The organism is Rhizobium sp. MHM7A, from assembly GCF_005862215.1.
Lineage (GTDB): Bacteria > Pseudomonadota > Alphaproteobacteria > Rhizobiales > Rhizobiaceae > Rhizobium > Rhizobium bangladeshense.
The window spans coordinates 115,077-127,943 of the sequence record NZ_VCHT01000005.1 but is presented as its reverse complement, the minus strand read 5'-3'; the positions used below and the strand labels follow the sequence as shown (position 1 = coordinate 127,943).

The 12,867-nt window shown below is 60.8% G+C and carries 13 protein-coding genes; 3 read left to right on the top strand and 10 right to left on the bottom strand.

The window, feature by feature from the left end; all coding sequences use genetic code 11:
• Positions 1–213: 213 nt before the first annotated feature.
• From FFR93_RS18800 to FFR93_RS18790, 3 genes are all read right to left on the bottom strand, one after another.
• Entirely contained in the window at positions 214–675 is a 462-nt protein-coding gene (locus tag FFR93_RS18800) for a hypothetical protein (RefSeq protein ID WP_246661339.1), read from the bottom strand.
• 216 nt (positions 676–891) lie between these two features.
• Complete coding sequence (cysK, locus tag FFR93_RS18795) at positions 892–1,854, bottom strand: cysteine synthase A (protein WP_064707720.1); 963 nt, start codon at positions 1,852–1,854, stop codon at positions 892–894.
• Between the two features lie 142 nt (positions 1,855–1,996).
• A complete protein-coding gene (locus FFR93_RS18790) occupies positions 1,997–2,614 on the bottom strand; it encodes a LysE family translocator (RefSeq protein ID WP_138394323.1) in 618 nt (205 codons plus the stop codon).
• 215 nt (positions 2,615–2,829) lie between these two features.
• Between FFR93_RS18790 and FFR93_RS18785 the strand changes: the two genes are divergently transcribed.
• Positions 2,830–3,348, top strand: a complete 519-nt coding sequence (locus FFR93_RS18785; protein ID WP_064707721.1) for a DNA starvation/stationary phase protection protein — start codon at positions 2,830–2,832, stop codon at positions 3,346–3,348.
• 49 nt (positions 3,349–3,397) lie between these two features.
• Here FFR93_RS18785 and FFR93_RS18780 read toward each other — a convergent pair whose 3' ends face one another.
• Positions 3,398–4,309 (bottom strand): DMT family transporter, encoded by a 912-nt coding sequence (locus FFR93_RS18780; RefSeq protein ID WP_171049213.1) that lies wholly within the window; start codon positions 4,307–4,309, stop codon positions 3,398–3,400.
• Positions 4,310–4,407: 98 nt separating this feature from the next.
• Between FFR93_RS18780 and FFR93_RS18775 the strand changes: the two genes are divergently transcribed.
• Complete coding sequence (locus tag FFR93_RS18775; RefSeq protein ID WP_138394321.1) at positions 4,408–4,872, top strand: Lrp/AsnC family transcriptional regulator; 465 nt, start codon at positions 4,408–4,410, stop codon at positions 4,870–4,872.
• Positions 4,873–4,893: 21 nt separating this feature from the next.
• Here the strand turns inward: FFR93_RS18775 and FFR93_RS18770 are convergent, their stop codons facing one another.
• The 4 genes from FFR93_RS18770 to dut all read right to left on the bottom strand — a co-directional run bounded on the left by FFR93_RS18770 (position 4,894) and on the right by dut (position 8,069).
• Positions 4,894–5,793: a GNAT family N-acetyltransferase gene (locus FFR93_RS18770; protein WP_138394320.1), complete on the bottom strand. Its 900-nt coding sequence runs from the start codon at positions 5,791–5,793 to the stop codon at positions 4,894–4,896.
• A gap of 164 nt (positions 5,794–5,957) precedes the next feature.
• The gene (locus FFR93_RS18765; protein WP_246661338.1) at positions 5,958–6,761 is read right to left on the bottom strand and encodes a hypothetical protein; all 804 of its coding nucleotides are present in this window, start codon (positions 6,759–6,761) and stop codon (positions 5,958–5,960) included.
• A 12-nt stretch (positions 6,762–6,773) separates the two neighbouring features.
• A complete protein-coding gene (locus FFR93_RS18760) occupies positions 6,774–7,508 on the bottom strand; it encodes a hypothetical protein (protein ID WP_246661337.1) in 735 nt (244 codons plus the stop codon).
• A 90-nt stretch (positions 7,509–7,598) separates the two neighbouring features.
• Positions 7,599–8,069, bottom strand: a complete 471-nt coding sequence (gene dut / locus FFR93_RS18755) for a dUTP diphosphatase (RefSeq protein ID WP_138394318.1) — start codon at positions 8,067–8,069, stop codon at positions 7,599–7,601.
• Between the two features lie 90 nt (positions 8,070–8,159).
• Between dut and FFR93_RS18750 the strand changes: the two genes are divergently transcribed.
• The gene (locus tag FFR93_RS18750; protein WP_138394317.1) at positions 8,160–9,743 is read left to right on the top strand and encodes a peptide chain release factor 3; all 1,584 of its coding nucleotides are present in this window, start codon (positions 8,160–8,162) and stop codon (positions 9,741–9,743) included.
• A 17-nt stretch (positions 9,744–9,760) separates the two neighbouring features.
• Here the strand turns inward: FFR93_RS18750 and FFR93_RS18745 are convergent, their stop codons facing one another.
• Positions 9,761–11,095 carry an HlyD family type I secretion periplasmic adaptor subunit gene (locus FFR93_RS18745; RefSeq protein ID WP_138394316.1) on the bottom strand — a complete coding sequence of 445 codons (1,335 nt, stop codon included), beginning with the start codon at positions 11,093–11,095 and terminating at the stop codon, positions 9,761–9,763.
• A 17-nt stretch (positions 11,096–11,112) separates the two neighbouring features.
• Entirely contained in the window at positions 11,113–12,837 is a 1,725-nt protein-coding gene (locus FFR93_RS18740; RefSeq protein WP_138394498.1) for a type I secretion system permease/ATPase, read from the bottom strand.
• Positions 12,838–12,867 lie beyond the last annotated feature (30 nt).

Below are 12,867 nucleotides of genomic sequence, written 5' to 3'. Positions count from 1 at the left end.
TGGGGGCCGCCGGCGCGCTGAAGTCCTGCTCTTCTCGTGGCTCAGGTGGGCACGGCGGTGCGCGGTGATAAAGCGTATGACAGCAATGCCCTGCTCACGCGACATCGGGAACAAGCCATGCCTTCAATCAACGACAAGTTTCGGTCTAGACCGAATTCGATGGGACGAACGTCTGCGGCTAGCTCTGCGTAATGCAGGGGCGGGTCACCGTCGTCAGCGGGGATCGACGGCTAACTCGGGGAATTTGTAATAGATGCAGTCATTGATCCTGAACCACCCCATACCATGGTCCATGTCGGCCTGCGAAAGTTCCCACTCGAACGTGTCGTGGCCTTCGTAACCGTAGAGTAGCGCCATGGTAGTCAACTCAGTGAACGGCCCAGGAGGAAATGGGATGCCGTACGCTATGGCCTCTTTTGCAGGGAACTTTCCTTTGACGACCTTCTTGATCTCCAACTCTGCTCTTACCAACTGCCCTGGGAAATCGTTGTCGGTCGTTATCAAACCAGAAGGGCTGATGGAGAGTGATCTGACCCTTGCCTCCACGACGACCTCCGCCTTCGCAAGCAGTTCTTTCTGGCTGGGACACGGCGCCATTGCCGCAGTCTGCCGCAGACCAATAGCCGATAGAACCAAAACTGCTGTACATAATAATCGCCCCTGCGCGTTCAGCATTCTTTCCTTCCCACAACAGTGCACTTAGCTTTCTTCGATCCGATAAGATCGAACGCAAATCCCAACTTAACAGTATAGATCGTGACTTTGCCCCCAAGTTTTATCCAATTTTGCGTTCCACCCCAGCGGATCACATCAGCAAGAGCAAGGGGCGCCGCAGCGCCCCAATATTCCCGCGAGGATTAAGAATGGGAAACCGTTAGATAAAGCCCTACCTCAGCTCCCCAGCCCCTCAAACAGCGCCGTCGAGAGATAGCGCTCCGCAAAGGACGGAATGATGATGACGATGTTCTTGCCCGCATTTTCCGGCCGGCTGCCAACCTTGATGGCGGCCGTCAGCGCCGCCCCCGAGGAGATGCCGACCGGCACGCCTTCGAGCCGGGCGATGAGGCGGGCCTGTTCGAAGGCCTCGTCATTGGTGACGGTGACGACCTCGTCATAGATGCCGGTATCGAGGATTTTCGGGGCAAAACCGGCGCCGATGCCCTGGATCTTGTGCGGTCCGGGATTGCCGCCTGAGAGTACCGGCGAATCGGCCGGTTCGACGGCGATGATCTGGATCTCGGGCTTGTGGCTCTTCAGCACCTGGCCGACGCCGGTGATCGTGCCGCCGGTGCCAATGCCCGAAATGACAATGTCGACCTTGCCCTCGGTATCGTTCCAGATTTCCTCGGCCGTCGTCTTGCGGTGGATCTCAGGATTGGCCGGATTTTCGAACTGCTGCGGAATGACGGCGTCGGGAAGCGAGGCGGCCAGCTCCTCCGCCTTGGCGATGGCGCCCTTCATGCCCTTCGACCCTTCCGTCAGCACCAGCTCGGCGCCGAGTAGCGCCAGCATCTTGCGGCGTTCGACCGACATCGTCTCCGGCATGGTGAGGATCAGCCGGTATCCCTTGGCGGCGGCGGCAAAGGCGAGCGCGATGCCTGTGTTGCCGGAGGTCGGCTCGATCAGCACCGTCTTGCCGGGTGTGATCTTGCCCTGCGATTCCAGGCTTTCGACCATTGCCACACCGATACGGTCCTTGACGGAGGCGATCGGATTGAAGAATTCCAGCTTGCCGATCAGATTTGCCGCCACACCCTTTTCCCGCGCCAGCTTGTCGAAGCGCACCAGCGGCGTGTCGCCGATGGTCTCGGTGATCGAAGAATAGATGCGGCCGCGGCCGGGTTTGTGCGACATGGTTCTCTCCCTTTGGACTCGGTCCCTGAAATCGGAGAGGAGAATAGGGTCAAAGATGGAATGAGACCAGAGCGCGTTCGTCCCGGGCGGGGTGGCGGAGAGAAAATAAGCTTTGAAAACCGTTCCTTGACGGATGTTTATTTCACGCTGCCCGCGTGGCGATGAAGGCCGCCGTGCCTGCAAGGATCCCGGCTGCAACTCGGTTCAGCGCCTGCAGGGCGCGCGGCTGTTTCAGCATCGTGCGGGCGCGCGAGGCAAGCAGCATATATGGCACGAGCACGGCGATCAGCACCACGAAGGTGACTGCGAGCAGAAGCGCATAGTCGCGTAGCGTGATATTGCCGATATCGATCAGCGTCGGCGCGAGCGCCACATAAAAGAGCATTGTCTTCGGGTTGCCGAGCGTCACCAGCAGGCCTGAAAGGAAGGACAGGCCGATATTGCCGGATCGCTGCGCGGCAACATCCTGCGGCAGCAGTCCCGCCGTCCAGAGTTTCCAGGCGATGTAGCCGAGATAGAGGGCGCCGGCGATCTTGATGGCGATGAATACTTCGGTGAAGGTCTGGGCGACGAAGGCGAGGCCGAGAATGACCGCGGTGAGATAGGCCATGTCGCCGAGCACCAGGCCGAGACCCATGAAGAAGGTCTCGCGGAAATTCGACCCTAGCGCGCGGGCGACGATCGCAGTGATGCCGGGCCCGGGAATGACCGCGGCGATGAAAAGCGCTCCGGCATAGGCGAGCAAGGCGGCAAGGCTCATCGTCAAATCCAAGGGGTGTGTCACATTCCTATAAGCACGCGACGTGGCTTCATCAATGCTTTGGCGCTGATCTGTCCATAAGCATTAAGAATAGGTCTGCTGAACAAGGGTCTACTTGGCAAGCGGTCGGGCCTTGTTAATTTCCTCTTCGCAAGCACGCGCCGCCGAGGCTCCCCGGCGGTCACCAACAGGTTTCATCACGAAGGAGAAAATGAATGTCCCTTACCTCAGCCGAATCCCGCAGGCTTTCGCCGCTCAAGACGCCGTCCGGTCTGTCGACCAACGCCATTACCGATATTTCGGCGGCGCTGACCGCGCTGCTCTCCGATGTCTTCGCGCTGTATCTCAAGACCAAGAATTTCCACTGGCATATGTCCGGCCCGCATTTTCGCGACTATCATCTGCTGCTCGACGAGCAGGCAGCGCAGATCTTCAGCATGACCGACGACATTGCCGAGCGTGCCCGCAAGATCGGCGGCACGACTCTGCGATCGATCGGCCAGATCGCTCGCCAACAGCGCATTGCTGATAACGACGCGGATTTCGTCACCCCCGAGGACATGTTGTCGGAATTACGCGAGGACAATGCCCAGCTCGTATCACTGCTGCGCGAGGTGCATGACCTCTGCGACGAACATAATGATGTCGCGACCGCCAGCCTGATCGAGAACTGGATCGACGAGGCCGAGCGCCGCACCTGGTTCCTGTTCGAAACGACGCGCGGCCAGAAATAATCTCGGCATTATCCCGGGCGGCTCGCCCTGTCCGGGGAATGCTCAGCTCTCAACTCTCGAGCGCCCTCGGCCGCAGCAACCGCGGCATCCAGCCGAGATTCATGCCGGCGGCGGCAAGCAGGATAATCGCCGCGCCGGCAATTTGCATCGGCTGCAGCGCGTGGCCGAATGCCAGCCGGTCGACGAGGATCGCGGCGATCGGATAGAGGAAGGAAAGCGCGCCCGTGAGATGGGTCGGCAGCCGCTGGATCGCACTGTAGAGCAGCACATACATCAGCCCGGTATGGACGACGCCGATCGAAACGAGGATCGCCCAGCCGCCGGCATCGCCGGGCAGCTGCGAAAACTCGGTCATCGGCGCCAGCATCAGCATGCCGGTTGCGACCTGGATCAGCGCGATCAGGTGCGGCGGCGTGCCCTTCAGCCATTTCGCGGCAAGCGCCGCCAACGCGTAGAAGAAGGCGGCGCCGAGGGCCATCAGAATGCCGAGCCCATAACTGTCCGATGCCCCGCCCGTCTGCGGCTTCGCTTCGACGATGGCCGCCATGCCGGCAAAGGCCAGTGCCAGCCAGAACAGCTTGGCGGCGGTGATCTTCTCGCCGAGGAACAGCGCGCCGAGCACCAGCAGCATGAAGGGCTGGGTATTGTAGACGGTCGTGGCGATCGAGATCGTCGCATGCGAATAGGAGGCGAAGAGCAGCAGCCAGTTGACGACGATGGCGACGCCGCCGAAGACGGCGATGCCGAAGGCGCGCAGCGTGATGATGCCGGGCCGCAGCAGCCCGAGGGCGCCGCAGATGACGAACAAGGTGAGCGCGCCGAACAGGCAGCGCCAGAAGACGACGCCGCTGACCGGTTGACCCGACATGACGACGAACCAGCCGATCGTCCCCGAGATCAGCATCGCTGCCGTCATTTCCACCGAACCTCTTTTGATGTCGCTGCTCATGATCGCCTCCATTTGATCCGATGATAATATTGCGTCAGCAGGTGATTCTATATAACACTGGGAAGGCCAGAGTTCATTTTGGCCTAATCCTAAAAGGAAAAATAAACACGATGGCTAATGATGTGCAGGAGCTCGACGACATCGATCAGGCCATTCTGGAGGCGCTGGCCGGCAATGCGCGCGTCTCTCTGAAAGAACTGGCGCAGCAGGCGGGCCTCTCTTCGCCGAGTGCCGCCGAGCGCCTGCGCCGGCTGGAGGAGCGCGGCGTCATCAAGGCCTTCACCATCGATCTCGATCCCGCCGCCGTCGGTTATCCCCTGCAGGCGATCGTGCGGGTTCGACCGCTGCCGGGGCAGTTGCACATCGTCGAGCGCATCATTCAGGAGATCCCCGAAATCGTCGAATGCGACAAGGTGACGGGCGAGGATTGTTTCATTGCCCGCCTGGTGGTGCGTTCCATGGCGGAGCTTGACGGCATCCTGGATAGGGTCGCCGAAAGGGCAGAAACCAACACCTCGATGATCAAATCCTCGCCCGTCAAACGTCGTCTGCCGCCGCTTTCGCGGAAAAGGTAGAGATTGACTGGGCGGTATCCTCTAGAAATCCGCCATCGGCGACAGCATCGCCGGAGAGGCCGGGGCGACATCACCAAGCCCCTGTAGCATCAGCCTCGTGCCGCTTTCCAGTGGTCGCGGCACACCCGCCCAGCCGAGTTTGTCCGGACGGAAGAACACCTCGACGGCGGTCGGTGCCATCTCCAGTCCGCCAACGATGGCCGCAAGCGTCGGGATCTGCGCCGCCACGACATCGAGAAGGTTGAAGCGGCCCGCTTCGTCGATCTTCCAGGCGATGACCGCCTGCTGGTCTTTGAGGAAGCTGACTCGGATATCGGGATCAAGCTGCGTATTGATGAGAAACATCGCCGCATTTGTTGTTACCGAGAGCGTCGTCGAAACCGGGCTGCGTGCTTTCAGCAGCGATTGCAGCAGGGCAAGATCGTCTGCATTTGTTGGTGAAAGCGGCAGGGCAGGTGCGCCTGGAGTCGAGGGAGCAGGGGCTGCCCCTTCGTAGCGGTGCAGCGGTATCGAGCGGAAACCGTAAGGTTCGTAGAGGGATGGCTTGTCAGTATAGAGGATGACGGCCTCGAAGCCCTGCTGCTCGCACCAGTCGAGCGCTTTCACCGTCAGGTCGCGATAGAGACCGCGGCCGCGCCACTGCGGCCGCACCGCGCCGGATTGCAGCCCGGCGGCATGGACGACCCTGCCATTGATGACGAAGGGCAGCGCAAAGGCCGAGATATTGGCCGCAAGCTCTCCCGTGGCATCGAACCAGCCGAACGGCATGCTGCTGGGATCGGGTCCGCCGAGCTGCTGCAGCGGGCCGATGTCGATGCCGAAAATATCCTTGAGCAGACAGACCAAGGCCGCCCAGCCGGTCGGGTCGTCGAAGTAATCCTGCCGGAAGGTCAGGCCGGCGCTGTCGAGGCGATTTGCCATCAGAGGTGTCTCACCAAATGTGCAGCGGGGAATAACGAGATGTATAAAAACAAAGGACGGCAGCCCGTCCGCTTGAACCAGGATTGTTGCGACCCGCTTTAAAAATCCGCGATCGAAGGTATACTGCAAGGGAATGCAAGCAGCCTCGGCCAATCCGGAATTCCTTATTTCCCTTCACCGAGAACGCCTTTCAAACACATCCCGAGTTGATCTTTTTTATCGATGAGAGATCTGCATTCGCGAATGGCATATGCTGCCGCCATTTCGGCGTTGATCCTAAACCCGGGAATCCTTCCGGAATTGAAAGTGGTAGCATCTCGGCCAAAAGCATCCGTAACTCCGACCGATTGTAGTAGAACTCCATAGAGGCAGCCCACCGGATTGACGTCGCGGTCGACGAGGACATTGATGACCGGGTTCCCCGTTCGGCTCTCGTGATAGCACGTCGACGTGTCTGGCTTGCTCCGTAGCGTGTCTATATCGTGAACTGCAATTTGGCCCAACTTTGCCAGTTTAAGCGCATCACGATCGATGAACACGTTGAGAGTCTGGGTGTTTGGCGGCCGGTTCTGATCGCCGAAAGGCACATACGGCGTTGCAGGCGAGTAATCGATGGATCGACTGACGTCGAAATTGATACCGATTTCCGCGTAAGCCCCAATCGCGGAAACCACGCGCAAAAGCTCGATCTGCAAAGCTTGAATATCGCGTCTGTCCATACCCTTCACGTTGAGGGCAATGTGCATATCGATGGTTTTGTCGATGTCGAAAATCGGTGCTGCCGATTTCGCCACAGCGAATGCGACCACCTCCTCGGTGGAGAAGGACGACCGAATCGACTGGAGTTTCGCTGAATCAATCGCAAGCATCGGTGTTGCGACCAGCGCTGCCGCTAGGCCCCCAATCACGCCTAAACGCACTTTCCCGAATAGCATAAATGCCCCACCAACGCCGCTTATTTTGGGCAACTCCGCGGCTCCTTAGTTCCCCTTCAGAACTCCTGTGATACACTGCTCAAACTGATCTATTTTATCGATGAGAGATCGGCACTCATGAATGGCATATGCTGCCGCCATTTCGGCATTGCGCCTGAAGCCGGGAACCTCGCCGGCACGATATGTTGCCGCAACTCCGCCGAAAGGTCCCTTTAGGCCGATCGACTGCAGCAGAACCGTGTAAAGGCAACCTACAGGATTGATATCGCGATCGACGATAACGTTGATAGCCGAGTATCCTTTCCGGAGCTCATGGTAGCATTCCAACGTGTCCGGCTTGCTTCGAAGCGTGTCTATGTCGTGCACTGCTATCTGGCCCAATTTTGCCAGCTTGAGCGCATCACGATCAACGAACACGTCAACTGCCTGGCTATTCGACCGCCGGTTCTGATCACCGAAAGGGGCATATGACGTTCCAGCTGAGTAGCCTATGGATTGGCTGGCGTCGAAATTAAGCCGAACGTCTACGTAAGCCATGAGACCAAAAAACAAGCGGAAAAACTCTAGCTGTAAAGCTTGAATATCGTTCCGCTCCATGCCCTTCACATTGATGACGATGTTTACGTCGACCGGATTGTCGATGTTGAGGATCGGCGCTGTTGATTTCGTCATTGCAAAAGCCACGATCTCTTTCACAGATAACGAAGAGCGAATGGCCTGGAGCTTTGTTGAATCCAACGCAAGCGCCGGAGTCGAAATCAGCGCTGCCGCTAGACCCATAACCACGCCCCCAGGCGCTCTCTTGAATAGCATAAGCGCCCCCACAAACGCTGCTTATCAGCCGTTCGGCTGCTTCATTCGAACCGTCGATCAAACGCCGGTGGAGCCGAACCCGCCCGCGCCACGCGCCGTCTCGCTTGTCTCGGTGATCTCCGCCACCCGCGCCTGGGTCACCGGCGCGATCACCATCTGGGCGATGCGCATGCCGCGCTCGATGACGAAAGCGTCCTCGCCGAGATTGACGAGCAGCACCTTCACCTCGCCGCGATAGTCGCTGTCGACGGTGCCCGGCGAATTCAGGCAGGTGATGCCGTGTTTGAAGGCAAGGCCGGAGCGCGGCCGCACCTGCCCCTCGAAACCCTCGGGGATTTCGAAGATGAAGCCGGTCGGCACCAGGGCCCGTTTGCCCGGGGAGAGCGTCAGTGGTTCGCCCTCGGCAACGGCGGCGCGCAGGTCCATGCCGGCCGCCCCCTTGCTTTCATAGGCGGGCAGATCGAGGCCTTCGCCATTGGCCAGGCGGATGAGGTTCAGCGTCGGGCTGAGATCGTGATGAATGGTCATGGCCCATTACTTTGCGCCTGCGCGGGCAAGGTCAATTGCATTGCCGGGCTTTAATCGTTAGATACGCCGCAATTCCACAGGATTCACATCATGGCCGAAAGTCTCGCCGAGGCGGTCTCCCGCCGCCGCACATTCGCTATTATCGCCCACCCGGACGCGGGCAAGACGACGCTCACCGAAAAGCTACTGCTGTTCGGCGGCGCCATTCAGCTCGCCGGCGAAGTCAAGGCGAAGAAGGATCGCATGCAGACGCGCTCCGACTGGATGAAGATCGAGCGCGAGCGCGGCATCTCGGTCGTCACCTCGGTGATGACCTTCGAATATAACGACAATGTCTTCAACATCCTCGACACGCCGGGCCACGAGGATTTCGCCGACGACACCTACCGCACCCTGACCGCCGTCGATGCCGCCGTCATGGTCATCGATGCTGCCAAGGGTATCGAGCCGCGCACGCTGAAGCTCTTCGAAGTCTGCCGCATGCGTGACATTCCGATCATCACCTTCATCAACAAGATGGACCGGGAAAGCCGCGATCCCTTCGAGATCCTCGACGAGGTCGAGGAGAAGCTGGCGCTCGATACGGCGCCGATCACCTGGCCGATCGGCCGCTCGAAAACCTTCTGCGGCTCCTATCATCTGGCCAACAGCACCGCCCGCGGTTCCGACACCGAGGTCGAGACGACGCCGGTCAACGGCCCGCGGGCGGTCGCCGACAGGCTGCCGGAAAACGAACGCCAGGCCTTTATCGATGAGACCGAGCTTGCCATCGAGGCCTGCCGCCCCTTCGACCGCGATTCCTTCCTCGAAGGCCATATGACGCCTGTCTTCTTCGGCTCGGCGCTGCGCAATTACGGCGTTCGCGACCTCATCAACGCGCTCGGCGAATTCGCGCCGCCGCCGCGTGACCAGGTCGCCGACACCAGGACCGTGCATGCCACCGACGACAAGATGACGGCCTTCGTCTTCAAGATCCAGGCCAACATGGACCCGAACCACCGCGACCGCATCGCATTTGCCCGCATCTGCTCGGGCAAGCTCGAGCGCGGCATGAAGGCGAGGCTTGCCCGCACCGGCAAGCAGCTCGGCCTGACGGCGCCGCAATTCTTCTTTGCGTCGCAGCGCCAGCTCGCCGACACCGCCTATGCCGGCGACGTCGTCGGCATTCCCAATCATGGCACGCTCCGCATCGGCGATACACTGACCGAAGGCGAAGCGTTGGTGTTCCAGGGCGTCCCGAACTTCTCGCCGGAAATCCTGCGCCGCGTGCGCCTCGAGGATGCGATGAAAGCGAAGAAGCTCAAGGAAGCGCTGCAGCAGATGGCAGAGGAAGGCGTCGTCCAGCTCTTCTCGCCCGAAGACGGTTCGCCGGCGATCGTGGGCGTGGTCGGCGCTCTGCAGCTCGACGTGCTCAAGGAACGGCTGATGGCCGAATATGGCCTGCCGGTCTCCTTCGAAATGTCGCGTTTTTCCGTCTGCCGCTGGATCTCGGCCGATCAGCCGGCCGATCTCGAGAAGTTCCTCACCGTCAAACGCGGCGATATTGCCCGCGACCTCGACGGCGATCCCGTTTTCCTCGCCCAGGACGCTTTCTCGCTGCGCTACGAGGCGGAGCGCTATCCGGCGATCAAGATGGTCGCCATCAAGGAATATCACGCCGCCAAGGCGGCGTGATCGGGCGGCGCAGGCAACTATTTTTCCCGCATCGCCCGCCGGAAGTTCTGCGTGATCGGCTCGGCCAGATAAGAAAGCACACTGCGGGCACCCGTCCGGATCATCGCCTCGCTCGACATGCCGGGCAGGAGTTTACGCCCCTCAAGCTTGGCAAGCTCGCTCTTGTCGATCAAAACGGTCGCGGCGAAATAAGGCGCGCCGCTGCGTTCCTCCACCATCCTGTCAGCCGATACAATCTCCACGACGCCGTCGAGCGGCGGCAGGTTATAGCGGGCGAAGGCCGGGAAACTGATGCGCGCCAGTTGCCCGGGAGCGATGGTCTCGACATCCTCCGGTCTGACCATGGCCTCGACGATAAGCTGCTCTCCAAGCGGCACGATGGTCATCAGGGTCTCGCCGGGTTTTACGACTCCGCCTGTTGTGTGGACCTTCAGGTCCATGATGATGCCGTCGACGGGTGCGGCGATGTTGGTGCGGCCGAGCACATCCCTGGCGGAACGCTCCTCCTGCCTGAGGTCGAACAGTTCCGCCTCGACCTTGCTCAACTCCTCGACGGCCTCGTTCAGCCGCAAGGTGGTGAGGTTGAGGATCTGCATGTCGATCTCAGCCACGGCGCTCCTGGCGCGGGCGATGGCCGCGACATTGGTCGCGCGCTCTCCCTCGACTTCCCGCTGCTGCCGTCTGAGCAGCAGGCCGCGCTCGCGGGTGACGAGACCACGCTTGAGGAGGCTTTCGAGATCTCTGGTTTCACTCTCGAACACCTCGATCTGCTTGTCCTCGGTGATGATGAGCTCCTCCAGTCCGGTTATCTCTTCCGCGGTCTGGCGACGGCGCTGGCTGAGAATTTCCCGCTCGTCCTTCAAATTGTGGTGCTTCGCCGAAAATACATCACGCTGGGCGGCCACCGCGTCCCTTGCCGATTTGGTGGAGTTTGCAAGCAGGGCCGGATCGAACTCGATCTCGGTCTTGCCGTCACGCTCGGCCCTCAGGCGGGCGGCCAGCGCCTCGCGCGTTGCGATGCGGTTCTGGATGAGGTCGAGCTTCGTCCTCGCCTGTGTACCGTCGAGTTGGATTAGGATCGTGCCCGCCTTCACGATATCGCCATTGGCGGCATTCAGATCGGCGATGATGCCGCCCTCCAGGTGCTGGATGAGCTTGCGATCGCCGGCCACCTTGATAACGCCCGGCGCTACCGCGGCACTCTCCAACGGTGCGAGCGTCGCCCAGCCCCCGGCCATGCCGAAGAACAGGAACATGATCGCGAAGCCGGTGAAAGTGACGCCTGCGAGACGCAGGGGAACAGGTGCAGGCGGCGGCGAAACGGGCAACGGAACGACCTTCATGTTTTTCATGGCTGTTTCGTTCCTCGCTACTTCACCACTTTCGTCGGCATTTGAGCGACCTTGCGTACGCGTGCCGCGAGCTCATTGAAGACGTAGTCACGTGGGCCGAAGAGGTCTTGCTGGCCGCGATTGAGGACCAGTATTTTGTCAACCGTCTCCATGATGTTAGGCCGATGGGCGATCAGGATAACGGTTGTGCCTGCAGCCTTGACCGTGCCGAGGGCTGCGATCAATGCTTCCTCACCCTCGCGGTCGAGGTTGGAATTGGGCTCGTCCAGGATGACGAGCGCCGGGTCGCCGTAGAGAGCCCGCGCCAATCCGATGCGCTGGCGCTGTCCGCCTGACAGGACCGCGCCGGATTCGCCAATCTCGGTAAGGTAACCTTTCGGCAGCCCTTTGATCAGTTCGTGAACGCCGGCGAGCTGTGCGGCCTTGACGACCTTGTCGAAGACCACCGGGCTGACCTTGGCGAAACGGCAGATATTTTCGCAGACGTTCCCCGCGAAGAGCTCTATGTCCTGCGGCAGGTAACCGACATGATGGCCGCGGTCTTCTGCCGCCCACTGAGCGACATCCATGCCGTCAAGCAGCGCCCGACCGCCGGACGGACGCCAGGCGCCGGCCAATATTCGCGCCAGGCTCGTCTTGCCGGCTGCGCTCTGGCCGATCAAAGCCATTGCTTCACCGGGCTCGAGATGAAAGCTGATCCCTTTCAGGATATGTTCGCCGCCCTGTCGGGCAAGCACGATATTGTCGGCCTCAAACCTGCCGGTCGGTCGTGGTAGCGCCAGGACCGGCGTGGCCTCGGGGTGCTGGCCGGCGACGGCCGCGAGGCGCCGATAGGCGGCCCGCGCCCCCACCGTCGCCTTCCATGTGCCGATCGCCTGTTCGACCGGCGACAAGGCGCGCCCCATCAGGATCGAGGCGGAGACCATGATCCCCGGAGAAGCTTCGTTGCGAAGCACGAGATAAGCCCCCAGCCCCAATATGCCCATTTGCAGGGCCAGCCGATGACAACGTGCGATGGCCGAGATGATTCCGCCACGGTTGGCGGCCACGACCTGTCCCCTGTTCGCCTCGTCCTGCTGACTCCTCCAGCTCTCCAGCAAGGGCTTCAACATGCCCATTGCCTGTACGACCTCGGCGTTGCGGATCGCGGCTTCCGCCTGGACATAGGCCTGCGACTGCGCGCTTGCGGCCTCGGTCAGCGGCTTGCGTGTGAGCCATTCATTGAGCAGGGCCAAGCCGAAAAGTACTGCTCCGCCCCCCAGCGCCAGCCAGCCCAGCCAAGGGTGCATGAAGAAGATCGCGGCGAAAAACAGCGGCGCCCAGGGTGCGTCGAGGATCGGGAAGATGCTGGGGCTGGTGAAAAAATTCCGCACCTGGTCGAGGTCCCGCAGCGGACGGGCATTGGCCTGGCTGGGCGCCGAGGCGGCATATTCCACCGATGCGGTCAGCAGCACCGGCGCCAGGCGTGCGTTCATCCAGGATCCGACGGTTGCCAGAAGTCGCCCGCGCACCACCTCCAGCCCCGCCATTGCGGCAAGCGCGCCGGCCGCCATCAGCGAGAGCATGACCAATGTCTCTAGGCTGTGGCTTGACAACACACGGTGGTAGACCTGGAGCATGTAGAGCGCTCCTGTCAGCATCAGCACGTTGATGCCGCCGCTGAACCAGATCAGCGGCCGGATGGCGCGTCTGGCTTCTTTCATCACCACCTGCAGGGCAGGGGATGGCCGGTTTGTTTTCATCATCATATCTCTGGCGTACGAGATTACATG